Source organism: Acidovorax radicis N35 (assembly GCF_000204195.1).
Classification (GTDB): Bacteria; Pseudomonadota; Gammaproteobacteria; order Burkholderiales; family Burkholderiaceae_C; genus Acidovorax; species Acidovorax radicis.
In genome coordinates, this window is record NZ_AFBG01000024.1 from 13,334 (window position 1) to 34,624 (window position 21,291).

The window sequence follows — 21,291 nt, forward strand, 5'->3', positions numbered from 1 at the left end:
CCTGTTCACGATCCCCAGGGAATCGCAAGCACGGCCTTACAGCGCGGGCCGAGCGTCCTTGGGGTCCTGCTTCTGCGCCCGGGCCACCGACATCAGGATGCCCAGCGCCAGGCCCAGGGTCACCATGGCAGTGCCGCCGTAGCTGATGAAAGGCAGCGGCACACCCACCACGGGCAGGATGCCGCTGACCATGCCCATGTTCACGAAGGCATAGGTGAAGAAGATCATCGAGACCGCCCCGGCCATCAAGCGCCCGAACAGGCTGGTGGCACCTGCGGCGATGGCCAGGCCACGCCAGACGAGCATCAGGAAGCAGACCAGCAGAAAAAGGTTGCCTGCCAACCCGAACTCTTCGGAGAAGGCGGCAAAGATGAAGTCGGTGGTGCGCTCGGGAATGAACTCCAGGTGCGTCTGCGTGCCGGCCATGAATCCCTTGCCCCACACCCCCCCGGAGCCGATGGCGATCATGCCCTGGATGATGTGAAACCCCTTGCCCAGCGGGTCGCGCGTGGGGTCGAGCAAGGTACAGATGCGCTGCTGCTGGTAGTCGTGCAGCACCACCCAGCGCACGCCGTCTGCGCACAGCTGGTCGCCCAGCAGCACCAGCGTGAAGATGCCTGCGCCGCCAATCAGCACGGGCGGCAAGATCAACTTCCACGACAGGCCTGCAAAAAATATCACCGACAGCCCTGCGGCCAGAACCAGCAGCGAGGTTCCCAGGTCCGGCTGCTTCATGATCAGCCCCACCGGAATGGCCAGCAGCAGCCCCGCCGCCGCAAAATCGAGCGGGCGCAGGGTGCCCTCGCGCTTCTGGAACCACCAGGCCAGCATCAGAGGCATGGCGATTTTCAGGATCTCGCTCGGCTGGATGACGATGCCTACATTGACCCAGCGCGTTGCACCTTTTTTGGTGATGCCGAACAGCGCCACCGCAAAAAGCAGCGCCACTCCGGCCGCATACAGTGGTACGGCAAATACCATGATTTTCTGCGGCGGCACCTGGGCCACCATGAACAGGATGGCGCCCGCTATGAGCATGTTGCGCCCATGGTCGGAAAAGCGCGTCCCATGGTCGTAGCCCGAGGAATACATGGCCACCAACCCGGCGCAGGCGAGCAGCAGCACCACCAGGATAAGCGGCAGGTCGAACCCGCGGAACAGGGGAAGAAAACGCTGGGCGAGCGAGGGCTTTTCAAAAACAACGGCCATCGCGAGATTATCGGTGTGCTGGGCCCCCCCTGCACCAGAACCCGCGCCCGGCGGTCGTCATCCCGCCTGGCGGAACGCCATCACGGCCTGGTTGCGCAGGGTGCGCAGCAGGCCCAGGGCCTTGTCATCCACCACGATGCCCCCGGCCGTGGACTGGTCGGCATAGATGAGTGCAAACGTCTGGCCCTTGATCTGCAACGGAAGCAGCAGGAACGACGGGGCATTGAGCCCCGTGCGGTACCACTCGGGCAGGCGGGCCTGCATCCTGGGCTCTGTCGCATCGTTGATGAGCGTGTCTGCGCCGCGCAGGCAGACGGCCGCAAACAGGTCGCCCGGCGCCTTGAGCGGGACTTTCATGGCGCGCACGGCGGCTTCGCTGCCCTCGCCCAGGCCAAAGCGGCCGGTCAGCATGTCGGTGCGCGCCTCGCGCAGGCAAAACACCATGCGCCGAAACCCCAGCGCGCGGAACATGGTCTCCAGGATCATGCGCAACACGTCATTGAGCTGAAAACTCTCGACCATGGCGTTGGTGATGTCCTGGATGCCCGCTGCCAGCACCTCATTGACCTGCGCAACCGACACCACACCACTGGCCTGCGATTCGAGCACCGCTGGCAGGGGCTGGGTTTCGCTGGCCCGCAACTCGTGCGACCCCAGCGCGTCGTCCTGCGCGGGCCCGGTACCGGCGGCCGGAGGCAGTTGCAGCAGCCGTGCGGCAGGCGTCCCGGGGTCCACGCGCAGGTCCAGCGCCTCGGCCAGCGCCACGAGCTTGTGGCGGGCACGCAAGGTGGCCTCGGAAATAGCGGCGGCGGACAGCGCCAGCGTGCGGGAATAGCGTGTGCCGATCTGCCCCAGGCGCGACTCCAGCGACGCCGCCTCGCCGAGCAGCAGGGTGCTGGCCACCTCATTGGCCGCCATCGCCACCCACCGCAGGCGCTCCACGCCCTGCTCCGGCGCGCGTTGCATGGGCGAGCCCATGGGCTTGCGCATGCAGCGCTGCAGGCTTTCGGGCAGACCCCAGACGCGGGCCACGCCCACTCCCAGGTCCTCGAACCCCAGGCCCAGCACCTGGAGCGCGGCCGACTCTTCGCCCCCCTCCACACGGCCAGACGCCAGCAGGGAGCGCACCTGCCGCGCCTCTTCCGGAAAGTAGAACTCGCACAACATGCGGCCCAGGTTCTGGAACATCGCGCCAATGAAGGCCTCTTCGGCCGCCTGACCGGGCTCGCACAGCTCAGCAGCCACCGACCCTGCCATCATGGCGCGCAGGAATTCCTCGCGCATCTGGCTGGCGTGGGCCTTATCCTGCATGTGGTCCAGCAGCACCAGGCTGAGCGCCATGTTGCGCACGGCGTTGAAGCCCACCAGGCTCACGGCCCGCGACACGGTGCTGATGGTGCCCCGGCCCGCATGCGCAAAATGCACGCTGTTGACCAGGCGCAGCAGCTTGTTGGTGAGCGCCACGTCCTTGAGGATCTCGTGCGTGAGATCGCTGATGCTGTCGTCCTCCGAGTTGGCCACGCGCTGGATACGGGCCACCGAGTCCGACAGCGCCGGAAAGTCGCTCTTGTGGCGCATGCGCCGCAGCAGGAAATCCAGTGTGGCGTTGCTGGCCGCCGTGGGCGCGCTGGCGGGTGCGGCCCAGGCACGCAAGGCATCGCGGAACTCCGCCGCCGACGGGTAGCGCTGGCCCGGCTCGCGCGCCATCGCACGTTGCAAAACGGCCCTCAGGCCGTCATCCACACCCGGCCCGAGGTCTTCGGGCAGCACCAGGGTTTCGTTGGCAATGCGGTACAGCGCCTGCCAGGTGTCTTTCTGGTGGATCAGCGGCTGGCCCGTGAGCATCTCCACCAGCACCAGGGCGGCCGAATACACATCCATGGCCGGCGCGGGGGCCTCCCCGGCAGCCGCCTCGGGCGCGAGGTACGCCGGGGTGCCACTGGCCAGCTGTGAATCCGGCGCGGCCTGCACCGGTGCCGCCATGCCAAAGTCCATGACCCGGGCGTGGCGCTGGGTGTCGATCATGATGTTGGAAGGCTTGAGGTCGCGGTGCACGATGCCGGCCTGGTGCGCTGCCTGCAGACCATCCAGCACGTCCACCATCAGCGCCACCGCGTCGTGCGGCGTGCAGCGCCCCTGCTGCGCCAGGTGTTCGGCCAGGGTCTTGCCTGGCACGTACTCGAAGACGATGTAGGGCTGGCGGCCCTGCACATCGGCCTCGAACACCGGCACGATGAAGGGGTGCGCAAGACGCCCCACATGCCGCGCCTCGCGCAGCCAGTGTTCGAGCACCGACGGGTCCTGGTCCTCCACGGGGCGCATGAGCTTGATGGCCACCTCGCGCTGCAGGCGCGGGTCCAGCGCCAGCCACACCGTGGCCTGGGCGCCCCGGCCCAGCAGCTTCTTCAGCTCGAAGCGGCCCAGCGACGTGGGCGGCTTGTCGGCGGATCCCTGGGCCCAGCGTCTGGCGGTGGAAAGCGGGGCAAAATCAGTCATGGTGGGGATCAAGGCAGCGGGCGCACCGCGTGGCGCCCATGCCATGCATCTTATGTCCCGGCCATCCCCTTTGCAGCAGTGATTCCCCTGCCTTGTCGTTTTCCCCATCCATGACCACCACCCACCTTCTGTACCTGCACGGTTTTCGCTCTTCGCCCCAGTCTGCCAAGGCCCGGCAGATGGCCGCGCATGTGGCGCGGCGCCACCCTGGCGTCACCTTCTGGTGCCCCCAGCTGCCCCCATCCCCCAAGGCAGCGATGGACCTGGTGGCGCAAGGCATTGCCCTGTGGCCCGGCAGCGCGATGGCGGTGATCGGCTCGTCGCTCGGCGGCTTTTACGCCAGCTGGGTGGCGCGGCACAAGGGCTGCCCCAGCGTCATGCTCAATCCAGCCGTGCACCCGGCGCGCGACCTCGCGCGGTACATCGGCGAGCAGACCGCCTGGCACGACCCGGCCGAGCGGTTTTACTTCCAGCCTGAATATATTGACGAGCTGCGCGCGCTCGACACCACGGGCCAGCCACCCGCCGCGCCGGAGATGGCCATCATTGCCAAGGGCGACGAGGTGCTGGACTGGCGTGAAATGGTGGCGCGCTACCCGCAAGCACGGCTGGTGGTGCAAGAAGGCGGAGAGCACGCCCTCGCCAATTTCAGCGACTACCTGCCCCAGGTGACGGAGTTCCTCGACCTGGCCTGACATCGCCCAGGCGCCAGGGGCACCAGCGCATCAGAAGCTGTTCAATGTGCCTGGGATGCCCGGTTGCCTCCCGCCCCCATCCAGCGGGCATAGTCGTCCGGGTAGGCCGCGCGGTAGCGCTTCATGTGGAAAGCCGCTTCGTCGTCCTTGCCCAGCATGACGGCGCTTTCGACCAGCGCCTCGATGATGCGGGGCTCGGGTGAGTAATGCAGCAGCTCCTGGGCCAGGGCGTTCATGCGCGCTGCGTTGTCCCGGGTCAGCCCCGTGGTGGTCAAGCGCGCAAAATCCAGCTGGCTTGAAAACAGCAGCGAATGGGACACCTTGGCTTGCGTGTCCTCGCGGTACGCCGCAGCCCGCTGCGCGCTGGGCTTGTAAAGCTGGCTCACGCGGTGGTAGTCCCAGGCGGCAACACCACACACCCCCAGAATCGCCACGGCGGCCACCAGCGCCGCAGCCCCCGCTCGCCACGCGTGTCCTTCCGATTCTTCATCGCGCCGGGGCCAGACCAGGATTGCCACCGACAACAAGGCCACCAACTGGAACGGCCCGTACCACAGCGGGTATTCCAGCATGCTGTGCAATCCGATGATCGCCAACACCCCCCAGGCCAGCTGGCGCACAGGCTCCGTTTCGCGCCAAGGCCGGGCCCACAGGCCCCATGCAACGACGGCCCCGCACAACGCCACGGCTGCGGGCAGGCCCAGCTCCACGGCCAGGTGCAGGGGCAGGTTGTGCGCGTTGTCCAGCAGCACACAAAAGCGCTCGCCGGGGAACAGCGTGATGTAGTGCGCGTAATCCAGCTCGCCCCAGCCCCAGCCCAGCCACGGCTTCTGCGCCATCAGGGTGAGCACGTTGGACCACAACACCCGCCGGCTGGTGCAGGCGTGCGACCCATCGGTGAAGCGATGGAACAGGGCATCGGCACGCACGCCCTGGAACTTCCAGAGCGCCTCGGGCAACACCCAGGCAGCCACCAGAAAAACCGCAAAACCCGCAATGCCCAGGCGCAGCGCCCCACCACGGCCCGCGCCACGCCACAGAGCCAGAAGCGCCAGGATGAGCAGCCATTGCACCACCCCGGTCCGCGATGCCGTGGCGGCCCCGCCGACAGCGATCCACATCAGGACCACGGGGGCCAGCATGTTCCACAACCCCGAGAAAGGCAGCCGGCCTGGACCTGCAGGCGCCCCGATCAAGTCCGCGCTGCCTTGCGGCCGGGCATGCAGCGTCCACCACAGCCAGGCCCATGCGCCCAGGCTGAGCAGGGTGGCCTGCTGGTTGCGCTGGCGCAGGTTGCCCACCGCCTGGCCCGGCACCGAGGCGTGAATCCACGGCCCCAGCCCCACGTCGCCGACCAGGTACTGCACCAGTCCGATGACGCTGGCCACCAGCGCAGCCAATCCCAGCCCACCCGCCAGCAGCCAACCCCACCCCACAGGCCCCTGGCGCCGCCATACCCCGGCGCGTGCCCACCCGGCAGCCAGCAGCAAGAGCACCGCCCCACACACCCAGGACGTCAACAGCGGCCAGAAGTTGGCGATCGGGGCGTCGGTGACGGCAAACAGAAACGGCAAAGCCACTGCGAGCAAGGCCAGCGGAACGGCAATGGCATCAAAAAACATGTCGAAAGAACCGGGCCATCGTGTAAAGCCCTGGATCATAGGGGCGGCCTAGGAGCCTGTCGGACTTGGAGCGTCGATAGCGGAAACCGGCCCCAGCGAGGACAGTTTTTGCCGAATTTGCAGCCCCATAGCCGAGCCATGGGGCAAAAAGACGGTGTTCTCGAAGAGCGGCGGAGCCAAAAATGGACCGCTGCGGCCGATTTACAGCCGACGATTTCCAAATCCGGCAGGTTCCTATGGGCCGCCGGACCGGCTTGGCACCCATGGGACAATGCCGCCCATGCATGCATTGTTTGAAGAAGCTGGCAAATTCATGGCCGGCCGTATCCTGTCCGAAGCCGACACATCCGCCCAGGTCGAGCTCGACTCCGGCAAGCGGGTCAAGGTCAAGGCCGCCAACATCCTCCTGAAGTTCGAAAAGCAGGCCCCGGCGGAACTCATCGCCCAGGCGCAGGCCGTGGCCGAGTCCATAGAACTGGACCTGGCCTGGGAGTTCGCGCCCGAAGACGAATTCGGCTTTGCCGACCTGGCGCGCGACTATTTCTCCGAGAACGCCACCCTGGTCCAGCAGGCCGGCGCCCTGTTCCGCCTGTACGACGCGCCGCACTACTTCCGCCGCGCGGGCAAGGGCCGGTTCAAGAAGGCATCGGCCGAGATCCTGCAGCAGGCGCTGGCCGCCATCGAGAAGAAAAAAGCCCTGCTTGCGCAGATCGACGAGTGGGCCGCGGCCCTCGGACGCGGCGAATGCCCGCAGCCCATCCGCGACCAGCTCTACAAGATCCTGTTCAAACCGGACAAGAACGCGCCCGAATACAAGGCCGTGGTGGACGCCAGCCGCGCCACGCACACCGCGCCGCTCGACCTGCTGCAAAAGGCCGGCGCCATCGATTCAGCCTACCAGTTCCACTGGAAGCGCTTTCTGTTCGAGAACTTCCCCAAGGGCACGGGCTTTCCGGCCGTCACGGCTCCCGCCATTGCCGACGAGCTGCCGCTGTCCACCGCGCAGGCGTACTCCATCGACGATTCGCAGACCACTGAAATCGACGATGCGCTGTCGGTGCAGGGCCTGGGCACGGGCACCGTGGTGCTGGGCATCCACATCGCCGCGCCGGGCCTGGCGATCCAGCCGGGCAGCGCCATCGACCAGCTGGGCCGCGCACGCCTGTCCACGGTGTACATGCCGGGCTACAAGATCACCATGCTGCCTGACGATGTGGTGCAGACCTACACGCTGGACGAAGGCCGCGCCAACCCGGCCGTGTCGCTGTACGTGACCATCGACGAAGCCACGCTGGAGTTCAAGAGCTCCGAGACCAAGCTCGAGCGCGTGCATGTGGTCGCCAACCTGCGCCACGACCAGCTTGACGCGGTGGTGACGGAAGAATGGCTGTCCAACCCGGCCTTTGAGCACCAAAACGACCCGCAGCGCCTGTCTGACCTGCGCCCCCAGCTATCATTTTTGCACCGCCTGGCCAAAGACCTCAAGGCCCGCCGCGAGGTGGTGCGCGGCAAGCCCGAGAACTTCAACCGGCCGGACTACAACTTCCGCCTGGTTGGCAACAACGGTGCCGAGCCCACGGGCGACGAGCAGGTGCAGATCAGCGTGCGCCAGCGTGGCGCGCCGCTCGACCTGATCGTGGCGGAGGCCATGATCGTGGCCAACAGCACCTGGGGCAGCTGGATGGCCGAGCTGGGCGTGCCCGGCATCTACCGCAGCCAGGCCAGCATGGCGCCGGGCGTGAAGGTGCGCATGGGCACCAAGGCGCTGCCGCACGCGGGCATTGGCGTCAAAGCGTATTCGTGGGCTACTTCGCCCCTGCGCCGCTACACCGACCTGGTCAATCAGTGGCAGATCATTGCCTGCGCCCGCCACGGCAAGACCGCCGCGCTGGCCGCCCCTTTCAAGCCCAAGGATGCGGACCTGTTCTCCATCATCAGCAGCTTTGACGGCGCCTACAGCGCCTACAACGGCTACCAGGGCGGCATGGAACGCTTCTGGACGCTCAAGTACGTGGAGCAGAACGGCATCACCGAGCTGAACGCCACCGTCTTCAAGGAAGGCCCGGGCGGCAGCTTCCTGGTGCGGGCGGACGACATTCCGCTGGTCTTCCCGGTGCTGGGCGCGCAGAACCTGCCGCGCGGCGCGCGCCTCCTGGTCAAGCTGGGCGAGGTGGACGAAATCACCCTCGACATCCACGGCACCGTGATCGAGCGCCTGGACGACCCGGCCGACACCAGCGACGACGGCCCGGTGGACGATGCCGAGGACGACGACACCGTGGCCGGCCCGATCGCCATCGCGGTGGATGTGAACGAGGCCCCTGCCGAAGCCGCTGTGGCAGCCGCGGCTTCCTGACTGCCCCCCCACAGCCACCGACAGCCCCGAAATACCCCCTGATAATTGCCGGCGATGAAACTCCCCGCCTTCCTCCGCACTTTCAGCACGCTGCAGCTCGCGCTGGGCGTCTCGGTGGCCGTGCACGCCGCGCTCATCTCGGTGCGCTTCATTGACCCCGAGGGTTTCAACCGCGTGTTCCAGGACACGCCGCTCGAAGTCATCCTGGTCAATGCCAAGTCCAACGAGCGCCCCGACAAGGCCCAGGCGATTGCCCAGTCCAACCTGGCAGGCGGTGGCGACGCCGAGAAGGGCCGGGCCACCAGCCCCCTGCCCTACTCGGCCCTCACGGCCATCGGCGACGACTTTGAGGAAGCACAGCGCAAGATGGATTCCATGCAGGAGCAGCAGGCGCAGCTGCTGGCCCAGCTGCGCAAGCAACTGGCCACCATGCCCGAGCCCGATCCGCGCCAGGCCAGCCAGAGCACCGAGCAGGCGAACGAGCAGGAAAAGCGCCGCCAGCTCGTCAAGCTGCTGGCTGAGATCGAAAAGCGCATCAACGAAGAAAACTCGCGCCCCAAGAAGCGCTACATCAGCCCCGCCACACGCGAAGAGGCCTACGCCATTTACTACGACGGCCTGCGCCGCAAGGTGGAAGACAAGGGCACCGAAAACTTCCCCGAACAGGGCGGCAAGAAGCTGTATGGCGAGCTGACCATGATCGTCACCGTCAACCACGACGGCCGCGTGCTGGAGACCGAGGTGGTGCAAGGCTCGGGCAACCCCACGCTGGACCGGCGCGCCGAGGCCATTGCCCGCGCAGCCGGCCCCTTTGGCGCATTTGGCGCCGACATGCGCAAAAAAGCCGACCAGATCGCCATGGTGGCGCGCTTCAAGTTCACGCGCGACCAAACTCTCGAAACCAGTGTTCGGTAAGCCCCCTGAGTCGCCTGCGGCGCCTTCCCTCCTGGGGGACGCCGCCAGCGGCCTGGCAAAGCCAGTTCCGCGGCAGCCCCGGCCTGACCCCGCTCCCTGCATGCAGCCCTTGTTGTTCCCATGACCTCTTCGCCTCTCGCCCCCGACCTGTACTGCGTGATGGGCAACCCGGTGGCGCACAGCCGCTCGCCTGCCATCCACGCCCGCTTTGCCCAGCTCACGGGTGAGCACATCGCCTACGAGCGCCGCCTGGTGCCCATGGATGGTTTTGCGCAGGGCGTGCGCGACTTCGCGGCCCAGGGCGGGCGCGGCTGCAATGTCACCGTGCCTTTCAAGACCGAGGCACCCGGTCTGGCCACCGAATGCAGCGAACGCGTGCAGCTGGCCGGTGCGGCCAACACCCTCACCTTCCGCGCCGACGGCAGCATCTATGCCGACAACACCGACGGCCTGGGCCTGGTGGCCGACATCACGCGCAACGCGGGTGTCTCCCTGGCGGGGCGTGATGTGCTGCTGGTGGGCGCCGGTGGCGCCGCAGCGGGCGTGCTGGGCCCGCTGCTGCTGGCCGGTGCCCGCCACGTCACCGTGGCCAACCGCACACTGGCCAAGGCGCAGGCCCTGGTGCATTCGCACAGCGCACTGGCATCGCTACAAAAATCAGAGCTACTAGCGCTTGCCCCACAAGCACTAGATGCCAATTTTGATGTCATCATCAACGCCACGGCCAGCAGCCTGGCCGGTGCCGAAGTGCCGGTGCCCGCCCACGTGCTGCGCCCGGGCTGCCTGGCCTACGACATGATGTACGGCCCTGCCGCCCAGGGTTTTCTGGACTGGGCCCGGCGCCACGGCGCCATTCCGCGTGACGGCCTGGGCATGCTGGTGGAGCAGGCCGCCGAAGCATTCTTGCTGTGGCGCGGCGTGCGCCCGCCATCGGCGCAGGTGCTGCAGGAAATGCAGCAGGCCATCTAGATAACAACACCGAACACGGGGAGACACACCGCAATGAGAGCCGTGCTGCGCTGGCTGGGACTGGTGGTGCTCGCCTTCGTAGCGCTGCAGCTGTTCTTCGTGGTCCGCATTGCGGCCATGGTGGTCATCGACCCCGAATCCACCAGCTTTCAGCGCTCTGAGGCCTGGACACTGCTCACCACCAAGGGCAGCGTCCCCTGGCGCCAGCAGTGGGTGCCCTACGCCAGCATCTCGGACCCGCTCAAGCGCGCCGTCATCGCCTCGGAAGACGATGGTTTTGTGAGCCACGACGGCGTGGACTGGAACGCCATCGAAAAAGCCTGGGAGCGCAACGCCAAGGCCGAAGCCCTGGCCAACAAGGCCCAGTCCCGCGCCCCCGACCGCCCCGTGCGCGCCCCCAAGATCCGGGGTGGCTCCACCATCACGCAACAACTGGCCAAGAACCTGCTGCTGTCGGGCGAACGCACCCTGCTGCGCAAGGGGCAGGAATTTGTGCTCACGCTGCTGCTGGAGCAACTGCTGAGCAAACAACGCATCCTGGAGATCTACCTCAACAGCGTGGAATGGGGCGAAGGCGTGTTCGGCGCCGAGGCGGCCGCGCAGCATTACTTCCGCAAAAGCGCCTCGCGCCTCACCGCCGCCGAAGCTGCGCGCCTGGCGGTGATGCTGCCCGCACCCAAGCGGTTTGAGAAGACGCCGGGGTCGGCGTATCTGGCGGGGCGGACGCGGACCATCCTGGCGCGGATGGGGGGGGCGGAGCTGCCGTGAAGGACCCCACCTGCTGATGAAATTCACCCACACCGAGCGTTGGGTGGTTGCCGCGAACATCGCTTTGGTCGCTGTCTTTAGCGCCTGGAGCATCGGGGTCGCCTACGGCCGGATTCCGCTTTCAGCATGCTGTAGCGTCCCGGGCTATGCCGAGGCCGTGCTGGTAACACTGAACTTCCCTTCGTGGTTGCCCGCCGCACTTGCCGCGAAGGCTCTCTATGGCCAGGACTTCGCCGCCTTTATGGCCTTCAAGCAACTGGTGTGGACTACCCTCTGCGGGCCGCAGTGGTGGGCCTACATCTCGATCTATCGGTTTTTGAAGAATCGGCGACGCACCTCTGCGTAGAAGCACTTTGGCATCAAACTGGAGTGCCTAGTTCAATAGACGAAAGCGTCTATCCCCTTCGCGTCAGCAGCAGCGCCACTGGCATCTCCGGACGCAAGGTCACATGCAGCTTCGGCGCACAGGCTGGCGCCCCCTCCGGCAGCCGCAACCGGTACCGCTGCAGCAGCATGGCCGCCAGCAGCGTCATCTCCAGCATCGCAAAGTGCTGACCTATACACACGCGCGGGCCCAAGCCAAACGGTATCCACGCGCCTTTGGGGATGGCCGGGGCATCGTCCAGAAAACGCTCCGGCACAAACTGGTCGGCCCGGGCAAACCAGCGCTCATCCCGGTGCAGCACCCAGGGCGTGATGCGCAGCATGGCGCCCTTTGGCACCTCCACGCCGCCCAGCGTGATGGGTGCGGTGGTGCGCCGGGTCATCAGCGCGGCGATGGGGGGGTACAGGCGCAGCGCCTCCTTGAGCGTGGCTGCCAGAAAGGGCAGCCGGGCCAGGTGCTCGGGGCCAGGCGTCTGGCCCGGGGGCAGCACACTGTCCACCTCGGCCTGCGCGCGCTGCGCGGCCTCGGGATGTTCGGCCATCACGCGGCTCCACCACAGCAGCGTGGTGGCGCTGGTCTCGTGCCCGGCCTGGAAGCTGACCATGCACTGGTCGAACACTTCCTGCGGCGACAGCGGCTCGCCAGTGCCTTCGTCGCGCAACGCCAGCAGCATGTGCAGCAAGTCGGTGCGCGGTGGTGGGGCACCGGCCGGGTCGTTCTCTTCCCGTCTGCGCGCATCGATGTGGCGCTGCACCAGCGCCTTGAGCGCCTTGAGCGCGCGGCGCTTGGCGGCCTTGCCGGGCAGGGGCAGCCAGTCGGGCAGCGTGAAGGGCATGAACATTTCCCGGAACGCCGTCTCCGACAGCGTCTGCGTGGCCCAGGCGGCATCGCGCGCATCGGCCTTTGCCGACTCACTGAACAGCGTGCGCAGGATCACGTCCATGGCCACATCGGTCCAGAGTGTGTCCATGGGCACCAGGGCTTCGGCCTGGCCTGCGGGCACGGCCGCGTCGAGCGCGCTGCGGGCCGCATCGGTCATCAGTTGCGCATAGCCCGCCACGCGTTTGGGGCTGAAGGCTGGCATCAGCATGCGGCGCTGGCGCTGCCAGGTGTCGCCCTCGGTCACCAGCACGCTTTGGCCGAACACCTGCTCGAACACGGCAATGCCGCGTTCCCAGCGGATCAGCTGGTCCGCGTGGGTGACCAGCGCCTCGCGCACGAGATCGGGCGACAGAAGATCCCAGGCGTCTTCGTTGCCCAGGCGCATGCGGGTCAGGTCGCCATGGTCGCGCTGCAGGCGGGTGACAAAACCGAGGTAATCGGCACGCATCTCCCTCAGCAAGGGCAGGCCCCACCAGCGACTGGCCGGGCCACCGGGCTGGAGGCCCCGGGTTGGTGCAGTCTGCGCAGAGGGGGAAGGTGTCGCTGGCATCGATGGGGTGGCGGTGGTGGTGTGGGTCATGGCGTGCATGTTGCGGTGCAACAGCGGCCGGGTATTGAACGAATTCGACATCGCAACTCGCCTACACTCGCGGCGCATGGCAACCTTGGTCCCACCTTCCGCACGGCATCCACAGGGGCTGATCCCCTCGGGCCAGCTGTGGCTACCGCGCGCGAGCCTGTCGGCCTGCCTGCGCGGCGCCATGGTGCGCAGCACGCTGGGCCACACACTCTCTGACGAGCAGCGCATCAACCGCTTTCCGGCCACACCGCTGTGCAGCCTGAGCTGGTGGTTTGAGGGCCGCAGCGAATGCCTGGTGCCTGAGCGCCCCGACACCATGCCCGGCGTGCACAGCCCGCGCGAGGCCTACCCGGGTCGCTGGGTGCTGACGGGCCCGCACACCCGGCCCAGCACCAGCTATTGCGCCGAGCCTACCCACGCCATGATGGTGATGTTCATGCCCGATGCGCTGCACCAGCTCACCGGCCTGGAGCCTGAGGCGCTGACCGACCGCATGCTGGACGCGCAAACCCTGCTGCCGCCCGACTGGATAACGATGTGCGAGGCCGTGCAGCACCAGCCCGATGACGCCGCCCGCATGGAGTGCCTGGAGGCGTTTCTGGAGCCCCGCTGGCAAGCCTGCCGACCCGTGCAAGCAATGCAGGCGCAGCGTTATGGCGACTGGGCCATGCACCTCGCGCAACGCGCCGCCGTGTCGGCCCCAGGCCGCAGCCTGCGCCAGCTGGAGCGCCGCATCAAGCGCTGGGCCGGGCTGCCGCTGCGCGAGCTGCGCGGCTTTGGCAAGGCCGAGCAGGCGTTCTTCGACACCATCGCAGCCGACGCCGCCCACGGCACGGTGAAGTGGGCGGATGTGGCGGCGGGCGCGGGTTTCTCGGACCAGTCACACCTGTGCCGCGTCACGCGGCGCATCACCGGCTACGCCCCGCAGGCGCTGTATGACGGCATTTACGGTGACGAAGCGTTCTGGGCGTATCGCATCTGGGTGTAGTGGTTTTGGCCGCCCGGCGGCAGCCCTTCGCCACGGTGCACACCGCCACGTATCATCCGCGCCATGCTTGCCAAGTTGATGAGTTTCCTTCTGCTGGGGATCGTGCGGTTTCTGACCGGCTCCCAGGCCCGCTGGTACGGCTGCCCGCCCAAGGCCGAGCAGCGCATTTATTTTGCGAACCACCAGAGCCACGCCGACATGGTGCTGATCTGGGCGGCGCTGCCTGAAGAGCTGCGCAGCATCACCCGGCCCATTGCCGCCAAGGACTACTGGACCAAAACACCGTTTCGGCAATGGATCACCACCGCCGTGTTCAACGCCGTGTATGTAGACCGCCAGGCCACGCCCGCGCGCGCCCCTGTGCCCGTGGCGGCTGGATCGGCCGGTGCGCTGGACGCGATGGCCGTCGCCTCTGCCAGCACGGACACCGCCATGGCCGGAGGCCCCGACCCCTCGCCCGAAGCCCCGCCCCGCACGCCCAGCCCCGAGGAGCTGCGCGCCGCCCTGCCCGAGTCCGACCCGCTGGCCCCGCTGGTGCGCGCGCTGGAGAGCGGCGACTCCATCGTGATCTTTCCCGAAGGCACGCGCGGCCATGGCGACGAGCCACAGCCGTTCAAGTCCGGCCTGTTCAAGCTGGCGCAGATGTTTCCGCAGGTGGTGCTGGTACCCGCCTGGATCAACAACGTGCAGCGCGTGATGCCCAAGGGCGAAGTGGTGCCGGTGCCCATCCTGTGCTCGGTGACCTTTGGGGAGCCTGTTCAGCTGGAAGCGGGCGAAGAACGTCGCCCGTTCCTGGACCGCGCACGCCGCGCCGTGATCGCCTTGCGGGAAGTTTAAAGATGACCCCCACGCTCATCGCTTCGCGTATCGCTGCTCCCCAGGGGGGAGCGTCTTTGCCTTCGGGCGGCCGGGCGGCAACCGCACTAGAAGCCCCCACGCTCATCGCTTCGCGTATCGCTGCCCCCCAGGGGGGAGCGTCTTTGCCTTCGGGCGGCCGGGCGGCAACGACATGAACAACTTCCTCCGCAATCTCACGGCCACCCAGCAGATCGGCGCCCTGTTCCTGGTGATGTTTGGCATCCTGTCTGTGGTGACCGTCTGGGCCTTTGTGCGCAATCTGCGCGAGCACGCCAGCGACGACCCCGAAGCGGCAGCACGCGTGCTGGAGGCCAAGCGCTTCTGGGGCCTGCTCAAGACCTCGTGGGCCATGGCCACGGTGTTCTGGATTGGCTGGGTGCTGGGCGATACGGTGGCCACGGTGCTATTTGCCATCGTGGGTTTCTTTGCGCTGCGCGAGTTCATCACGCTGTCGCCCACGCGGCGTGGCGACCACCGCAGCCTGGTGCTGGCGTTCTTCGTGGTGCTGCCGCTGCAGTTCTGGATCGTGGGCAGCAAGCACTTTGACCTGTTCACGGTGTTCATCCCCGTCTACGTGTTCCTGGCCCTGCCTGTGGTGAGCGCGCTGGCCAACGACCCGCAGCGTTTTCTGGAGCGCAACGCCAAGCTGCAGTGGGGCATCATGGTCTGCGTGTATGGCATGAGCCATGTGCCCGCGCTGCTGCTGCTGGACTTTCCGGGCTACCGCGACAAGGGCGCATTCCTGGTGTTCTTCCTGGTGTTTGTGGTGCAGACCTGCATGCTGGTGCAGCACCTGCTGGGGCGGCGCTTCCCCCACAAGCCCGTGGCGCCGCAGGTGAGCCAGAGTTTTCAGTGGACAAGCTGGCTGGCCGGTGTGGCGGCCGGGGGTCTGGCCGGCGGGCTGCTCACGTTCATCACCCCGTTCAAGCCCGGCCAGGCGCTGGGCATGGCCCTGCTCGCCTGTGTGGCGGGCAGCCTGGGGCACCTGGTGATGAAGGCCCTGAAGCGCGACCGTGGCATCACGAGCTGGGGCATGCAAGGGATGTCGGTCACCGGCGCGGGCGGGCTGCTCGACCGGGTGGATGCGCTGTGTTTTGCGGCGCCGGTGTTCTTCCATTCGGTGCGCTGGTACTTCGGTCTCTAAGCGATCGGCAGTCAATTTACAAGCAAAAATGGCCGCTAGCGCTTGATGGATAAGCGCAAAAAGCTATCAAATAATGAGCAAATGCGCATCTTAGGTATCGACCCCGGCCTGCAGACCACCGGCTTTGGCGTGGTGGACATGGACGGCCACAAGCTCAGCTACGTGGCCAGCGGCACCATCCGCACCACCACGCTGGCGCTGGGCGATCTGCCCGGGCGCCTGAAGATCCTGTTCGACGGCATCACCGAAGTGGCAGCGCGCTACGAGCCCGACGTGGCTTCGGTCGAGATCGTGTTCGTCAACGTCAACCCGCAGTCCACCCTGCTGCTGGGCCAGGCGCGCGGCGCCTGCATCACGGCCCTGGTGGCGAGCAACCTGCCGGTGGCCGAATACACCGCGCTGCAGATGAAAAAAGCCGTGGTCGGCCACGGCCGCGCCGCCAAAAGCCAGGTGCAGGAGATGGTGCGCCGCCTGCTCAGCCTGCCCGGCCTGCCGGGCACCGACGCCGCCGACGGCCTGGGCATGGCCATCACCCACGCACATGCCGGGGCGGCCATGGGCCGGCTGGGGGAAGCGGCCACGCTCAACCGGCGCCAGCATGCGATGTACAAGGGCGGGCGCAGCTACTGACCCCCAGGCGTCCCCGGAGCATCGGGGCGGCTGATTCACCCGGACACGGCCTGCCTACGGCACAAAAGCCGGGCAAAAAAAATACCGCGCCCAAAAGCGCGGTACAGCCCCACCAGGGTTTCCGCAGCAGCGAAGGGTCAGGCGACCTGCGTCTTCAGCCGATCAGCACGCTCCTTGGGCGAAGGATGCGTGGACAGGAAGCTGGTGGAATCTCCGCTCGACATGGCGGCGAGCTTTTCCAGGGCCGTGACACAGGCGGCGGGCTGGTAGCGCTTGGCTTTCATGAAGCCCATGGCGTAGTCATCGGCCTCGCGCTCATTGCTTTGCGAGTGCTGGGCGCGCACCACTTTCTCGAACAGGTCACCCAGCTGCGAGCTGGCGATGGCACCGGCCTTGCCGTTGCTCGACGCCACGGCATTGCGCAGCGCGCTGGTGCGCAGGGCGGTCTGGATGCGGGCCTTGGTGTGGCCTGCCTTGACGTGGCCGATCTCGTGGCCGATCACGTAGCGCACTTCGTCGTCGGTGAACTTGTCCATGAGGCCCGAATACACGCGGATGGTGCCGTTGGCCATGGCGAAGGCGTTGATCTCGGGCGTGAGGTAGACCTTGAAGTTCATCTTGAGACCGTCGTACGTGCCCAGGCCCGAGGTGAGTTTGGTGAGGCGGGTGGCGTAGGGGTTGCCTGCGGGGGCCACCTTGTTCTGGCGGTCCATCTCGGCGGACATCTGGTCGAACGTGCTCTTGAGTTCCTCGTCCGACAGGCTTTCGGACTTGGCGAGGTCCTTGCCCGCGTCCAGCATCTTGCCCAGGTCAAACTGCGCCCACACGGGCGATACGGCGCTCACGCCGGAAGCCAGGGTCACGAGCGTCAACAATTTACGGCGGTCCATCGGGGTTCCCTCTCTGACGTCAGTCAGTTTTTTGATTGGTCTTGAATCGATTGTGTTTTTGCGCAACCAACTGCAAGCAATGGTTGGCGCGCGCCGAAGGATAGCCACGCAAGTGCCGTTTCTCACGGGCGGCCGTGTCTTCAGATGTAAGAACTGTGTGCCGATGCTGGCGGGTGGACCGAGGCGGCAAGGCCTGGCGCAGGCGTGGTGGCGGAAATCACCGCAGAATTTGACGTGAAAATGGCTCTAGCGCTTAGCTGAAAAACATTTTTCGCTATTAAAAAGTGAGCTTGTCCAGCACACGATGGCAGGGTGGGCACCGCCCCTGTCTGCGCACGCCAGCAACACTCCAGGGTGTCAGCGCCCCAGGCCCCGCTTGAGTTCCTTGAGCAGCAGCAGCACCTGGTTGGACGCATGGCGGCAGCTGCTGTTGAGCAATTGCACAGACTTTTGCTGCTCGCCCGCCTGGAACGCGGTCACCACATCGGCCGCCTGCTGGTGAAAGTATTTGTGCCGGGCCACCAGCATGTCGAACGCCGGGAAATGCCCCAGCCGCACGCGCCCCGTGCCATAGAGCCACCGGCCCAGGTCGCAGCGGTCGTCCTGGCAGATGCGCTCGGGCCGCATCACCTCCTGCGAGCGGCCATTGACCATGTCCTGCAGTTGCAGGCGCCAGCGCTCATGGCTGGCGATGGCCGCATCGATGTCGATCTCGGTCATGAGCATGGAGGCGTACTCTGCGTCCAGCACCAGCTCGCTGCCGTTGTCTTCCATGGCCCAGGTCGTGTCGGGGCTGGTGGGGTCTTGCTCCCGGATCTTGAACAAACGGCTGAAAAAACCCATGCTTGGTCCCTGTGAAGGCGCCCCGCCCGCAGCACCGGAAATGGTCCCGCCGGAAGTGCCTTGAAACATTCTGTGGGTGCGGCGCCATTTTGGCTACCAAAAAATCACCCACTGGTAAAAACTGCGCAAGGCAACCCTTCTGTTCCTGCCAGCTCTGCGCCGGCAGCCAGCACCGATGTGGCGGCCGCCGGACAATGCGCAGATGATGTCCAACGCCACCCGCCCCGCCCTGTCCATGCTCGACCTTGTCGCCGTCCGAGAGGGCGGTACCGTGGCCGACGCGCTGCAGATTGCCCTGCGCACCGCGCAACACGCTGAAAAGCTGGGTTTTGTCCGTTACTGGCTGGCAGAGCACCACAACATGGCGGGTATTGCCAGCTCGGCCACCGCCGTGCTGGTGGGCCACATTGCAGGCGGCACCTCGCGCATCCGCGTGGGCTCGGGCGGCGTGATGCTGCCCAACCACGCGCCACTGGTGGTGGCCGAGGCCTTTGGCACGCTGGCCGAGCTGTACCCCGGCCGCATCGACCTGGGCCTGGGCCGCGCTCCTGGCACCGACCCCACCACCATGCGCGCACTGCGTCGCAGCCGAGTGGAAACAGCCGACGACTTTCCGCAGGATGTGGCCGAGTTGCAGCGCCTGCTGGCACCCGCCGAACCCAACCAGCGCCTGATCGCCATGCCCGGCGCGGGCACCAACGTGCCCATCTGGTTGTTGGGCTCCAGCCTGTTCTCGGCACAGCTGGCGGCGGAGCGCGGCCTGCCCTATGCCTTTGCCTCGCACTTTGCGCCGCGTCTGCTGCACCAGGCCATCGACCTGTACCGCAACCTGTACCGCCCGTCCGCCGCCTGGCCCAAGCCCTATGTGGCGATCGGGGTGCCGCTGATTGCAGCGCCCACCGACGAAGAAGCGGAGTTTCTGGCCAGCAGCACCTACCAGCGGGTGCTGGGCATTTTGACGGGCGACCGCCGCCGCCTGCTGCCGCCCATCGAAAACTATGCGGCGCACCTGCAGCCGCAGGAGCGCGCCGCGATTGGCGATTTCTTGGCCGCCGCTGTCATTGGGGGGCCAGACACGGTGCGCACCGGCCTGGAACAACTCAGCGAGGCCACCGGGGCCGATGAACTCATGCTGGTGAGCGATGTGCACGACCCGGCGCTGCGCCTGCGCTCACTGGACATCGTGGCGCAGGCCCACGCCGAAGCGTGGGAGCACCGCCACCAAAGACCGTGAGGACTTAGGTTTTCTGCCCTGTGTAGAAGAAGGTCTGCGCCTTGCTAGCGCTCTGACCCATGATCACGATCGCTTGGGTCGTGTCGTTGTAAAGAACGACGTTCTGGATGACCACACCATCGCCCACCGGGCAGCTGGTCCCACTGAAGGTCAGTGGCAGATCAAACACATTCCGGCCGCTGGCGCGTGGCACCACGGTCCCACGCACCGAGCAGCCTGGGTAGGAAGGAATTGACACCAATCCGCCCGTGGTGATGGCGACGGATATCAGGGGCTCCCTGACCTGGTTGCCAATGCCCGTTCCCGTGAAATTACCCAGCAACTCGCTCACGACAGCAGGCTGTTCATAGAGCACGCCATAGGTGCCTGAGAACTTCACGCCATTGGAAGCCGTGACTTGCACCGAGTCCCGCACCGCGTATTTGCCGGTGTAGCTGACAGGCTCCGTCTTCCGGTTGGCAACGTTTGCCTCATCGACCACATTGAGAAAACGCCCGCTGCCAGAGACGACATCTGGGCCCGCTGTCTGGACGGTACCCAGCGACATACCCACCACGGTTCCGACCGTGTCGGTCAGAATGCTCCAGCTTTCACCATTCTCCAGCACCACACCCTGCACATTGAGTGGGTCGGTGGTCGCCCCGGTCCACAGGCCTTCCACGCCCGTGACCACGGTTGCGGGAGGTTTGGCCGGGGGCGCCACCACTTCATCTCCGCCTCCGCCACACGCAGATAACACCAAAGCGGCAAAAACCCCTCCCAGGGCAGTCGTCTTGTTCACGTTTTTCTCCTTAGTGAGTCAATACTGGGGCCGGCGCCATGGCGGCAACCCTAACTGCCGCATATTAAGCGCAAGCACCGCAAGTGGCACAGGCCTAGATTGCATACTACGGCGGCCCGTCTCGCCCGCGCCACATCCGAGCCCACGGGAAGCATTCCGCCCCGAGACACGCCAGCGCCATACCGCCATTTGCCGCCATCCGTGGTGGACGGACCAGACACCGAACCGGCGCTTCACCGCGCCAGATATCCGCCATCCACCGGGTAATACGCCCCGGTCACAAACGAAGCCCTGCCGGACGCCAGCCAAGCCACCAGCTCGGCCACCTCTTCGGGCAGCCCCAGGCGGCCGATGGGGTGTGCGCCCACCAGCATGGCATGGATGCCCGCGTCCTGCTCCAGCCCGGTGATCATCGGCGTGTGGATAAAAGCGGGCCCGACAGCATTGATGCGCACGCCATGGCTGCTGTATTCAAGGGCTGCCGCCTTGGTCAACCCCACCACACCGTGTTTGGCGGCCGTGTAGGCCGGCGCGGTGGCAAACCCCACGGAGCCCAGGATGGACGCCATATTGATGATGGCGCCGCCACCGTTCTTGAGCATGGCCGCGATCTGGTACTTCATGCCGTAGAACACGCCAGACAGGTTGATGTTGATGACCTGCGCCCAGCCATCCAGCGGATAGTCGGCAGTGGCCGCCTGCGGGCCGCCGATGCCAGCGTTGTTGCAGGCAACGTCCAGACGGCCGTAGTGGGCAACAGTACGGTTGACCAGCGTTTCACAGTCTGTGGGCTTGCCCACGTCGGCAGCCACAAAAATGGCGTCGCCACCCGCTGCACGCACCAGCGAAGCCGTTTCTTCGCCCGCCTGCACGTTCACATCCGACACCACCACCTTGGCGCCTTCGCGCGCCCACACGAGCGCAATGGCACGCCCAATGCCCGACGATGCCCCCGTGACCAACGCCACCTTGTTCTTCAGCATGAAAGACTCCTGGTTCCTTCAGAACACCTGCGACCCGATGCCACAGGTCCGTTTTCATTCTGC

The 21,291-nt window shown here is 66.4% G+C and carries 19 protein-coding genes; 11 read left to right on the forward strand and 8 right to left on the reverse strand.

Translation table 11 applies throughout. The features are described 5' to 3' along the window. Positions 1 to 36: 36 nt before the first annotated feature. Both rodA and ARADN35_RS0123310 read right to left on the reverse strand, forming a co-directional pair. The gene (rodA, locus tag ARADN35_RS0123305) at positions 37 to 1,209 is read right to left on the reverse strand and encodes a rod shape-determining protein RodA (RefSeq protein WP_010466462.1); all 1,173 of its coding nucleotides are present in this window, start codon (positions 1,207 to 1,209) and stop codon (positions 37 to 39) included. Between the two features lie 57 nt (positions 1,210 to 1,266). Then, positions 1,267 to 3,705 (reverse strand): serine/threonine protein kinase, encoded by a 2,439-nt coding sequence (locus ARADN35_RS0123310; protein WP_029414338.1) that lies wholly within the window; start codon positions 3,703 to 3,705, stop codon positions 1,267 to 1,269. 110 nt (positions 3,706 to 3,815) lie between these two features. Here ARADN35_RS0123310 and ARADN35_RS0123315 point away from each other — a divergent pair, with 110 nt between their 5' ends. Continuing rightward, positions 3,816 to 4,400, forward strand: a complete 585-nt coding sequence (locus tag ARADN35_RS0123315; RefSeq protein ID WP_029414339.1) for a YqiA/YcfP family alpha/beta fold hydrolase — start codon at positions 3,816 to 3,818, stop codon at positions 4,398 to 4,400. A gap of 41 nt (positions 4,401 to 4,441) precedes the next feature. On the opposite strand, the gene ARADN35_RS0123320 is transcribed toward ARADN35_RS0123315, so the two are convergent. After that, positions 4,442 to 6,022 carry a Wzy polymerase domain-containing protein gene (locus ARADN35_RS0123320; protein WP_029414340.1) on the reverse strand — a complete coding sequence of 527 codons (1,581 nt, stop codon included), beginning with the start codon at positions 6,020 to 6,022 and terminating at the stop codon, positions 4,442 to 4,444. A 280-nt stretch (positions 6,023 to 6,302) separates the two neighbouring features. Between ARADN35_RS0123320 and ARADN35_RS0123325 the strand changes: the two genes are divergently transcribed. The 5 genes from ARADN35_RS0123325 to ARADN35_RS0123345 all read left to right on the forward strand — a co-directional run bounded on the left by ARADN35_RS0123325 (position 6,303) and on the right by ARADN35_RS0123345 (position 11,376). Then, positions 6,303 to 8,378: a ribonuclease catalytic domain-containing protein gene (locus tag ARADN35_RS0123325; RefSeq protein WP_035198582.1), complete on the forward strand. Its 2,076-nt coding sequence runs from the start codon at positions 6,303 to 6,305 to the stop codon at positions 8,376 to 8,378. Between the two features lie 54 nt (positions 8,379 to 8,432). Beyond that, complete coding sequence (locus ARADN35_RS0123330; RefSeq protein WP_010466467.1) at positions 8,433 to 9,293, forward strand: energy transducer TonB; 861 nt, start codon at positions 8,433 to 8,435, stop codon at positions 9,291 to 9,293. Positions 9,294 to 9,413: 120 nt separating this feature from the next. Continuing rightward, on the forward strand, positions 9,414 to 10,262 hold the full coding sequence (aroE, locus tag ARADN35_RS0123335; RefSeq protein WP_010466468.1) for a shikimate dehydrogenase: 849 nt from the start codon (positions 9,414 to 9,416) through the stop codon (positions 10,260 to 10,262). 33 nt (positions 10,263 to 10,295) lie between these two features. Further along, positions 10,296 to 11,030, forward strand: coding sequence for a monofunctional biosynthetic peptidoglycan transglycosylase (mtgA, locus tag ARADN35_RS0123340; RefSeq protein WP_029414341.1), 735 nt, complete (start codon positions 10,296 to 10,298; stop codon positions 11,028 to 11,030). Between the two features lie 16 nt (positions 11,031 to 11,046). Next, positions 11,047 to 11,376: a hypothetical protein gene (locus ARADN35_RS0123345; protein WP_010466471.1), complete on the forward strand. Its 330-nt coding sequence runs from the start codon at positions 11,047 to 11,049 to the stop codon at positions 11,374 to 11,376. A 49-nt stretch (positions 11,377 to 11,425) separates the two neighbouring features. On the opposite strand, the gene ARADN35_RS0123350 is transcribed toward ARADN35_RS0123345, so the two are convergent. Further along, on the reverse strand, positions 11,426 to 12,877 hold the full coding sequence (locus tag ARADN35_RS0123350) for a cytochrome P450 (RefSeq protein ID WP_035198585.1): 1,452 nt from the start codon (positions 12,875 to 12,877) through the stop codon (positions 11,426 to 11,428). A 76-nt stretch (positions 12,878 to 12,953) separates the two neighbouring features. Here ARADN35_RS0123350 and ARADN35_RS0123355 point away from each other — a divergent pair, with 76 nt between their 5' ends. The 4 genes from ARADN35_RS0123355 to ruvC all read left to right on the forward strand — a co-directional run bounded on the left by ARADN35_RS0123355 (position 12,954) and on the right by ruvC (position 16,497). After that, positions 12,954 to 13,865, forward strand: a complete 912-nt coding sequence (locus ARADN35_RS0123355) for an AraC family transcriptional regulator (protein ID WP_244265942.1) — start codon at positions 12,954 to 12,956, stop codon at positions 13,863 to 13,865. Between the two features lie 63 nt (positions 13,866 to 13,928). Further along, a complete protein-coding gene (locus tag ARADN35_RS0123360; protein WP_010466477.1) occupies positions 13,929 to 14,702 on the forward strand; it encodes a lysophospholipid acyltransferase family protein in 774 nt (257 codons plus the stop codon). A gap of 172 nt (positions 14,703 to 14,874) precedes the next feature. Then, a complete protein-coding gene (locus tag ARADN35_RS0123365; RefSeq protein WP_010466479.1) occupies positions 14,875 to 15,867 on the forward strand; it encodes a phosphatidate cytidylyltransferase in 993 nt (330 codons plus the stop codon). A gap of 81 nt (positions 15,868 to 15,948) precedes the next feature. Continuing rightward, complete coding sequence (gene ruvC, locus ARADN35_RS0123370; RefSeq protein WP_010466481.1) at positions 15,949 to 16,497, forward strand: crossover junction endodeoxyribonuclease RuvC; 549 nt, start codon at positions 15,949 to 15,951, stop codon at positions 16,495 to 16,497. 137 nt (positions 16,498 to 16,634) lie between these two features. Here the strand turns inward: ruvC and ARADN35_RS0123375 are convergent, their stop codons facing one another. Both ARADN35_RS0123375 and ARADN35_RS0123380 read right to left on the reverse strand, forming a co-directional pair. Next, positions 16,635 to 17,387 (reverse strand): M48 family metallopeptidase, encoded by a 753-nt coding sequence (locus ARADN35_RS0123375; protein ID WP_029414342.1) that lies wholly within the window; start codon positions 17,385 to 17,387, stop codon positions 16,635 to 16,637. Between the two features lie 357 nt (positions 17,388 to 17,744). Continuing rightward, on the reverse strand, positions 17,745 to 18,230 hold the full coding sequence (locus tag ARADN35_RS0123380; protein WP_010466485.1) for a CZB domain-containing protein: 486 nt from the start codon (positions 18,228 to 18,230) through the stop codon (positions 17,745 to 17,747). Positions 18,231 to 18,432: 202 nt separating this feature from the next. Between ARADN35_RS0123380 and ARADN35_RS0123385 the strand changes: the two genes are divergently transcribed. After that, entirely contained in the window at positions 18,433 to 19,464 is a 1,032-nt protein-coding gene (locus ARADN35_RS0123385) for an LLM class flavin-dependent oxidoreductase (protein ID WP_035198588.1), read from the forward strand. Positions 19,465 to 19,468: 4 nt separating this feature from the next. On the opposite strand, the gene ARADN35_RS0123390 is transcribed toward ARADN35_RS0123385, so the two are convergent. Further along, positions 19,469 to 20,245 (reverse strand): hypothetical protein, encoded by a 777-nt coding sequence (locus tag ARADN35_RS0123390; protein ID WP_139019237.1) that lies wholly within the window; start codon positions 20,243 to 20,245, stop codon positions 19,469 to 19,471. Between the two features lie 233 nt (positions 20,246 to 20,478). Further along, positions 20,479 to 21,228 carry an SDR family oxidoreductase gene (locus ARADN35_RS0123395; RefSeq protein WP_010466490.1) on the reverse strand — a complete coding sequence of 250 codons (750 nt, stop codon included), beginning with the start codon at positions 21,226 to 21,228 and terminating at the stop codon, positions 20,479 to 20,481. Between the last annotated feature and the right edge of the window lie 63 nt (positions 21,229 to 21,291).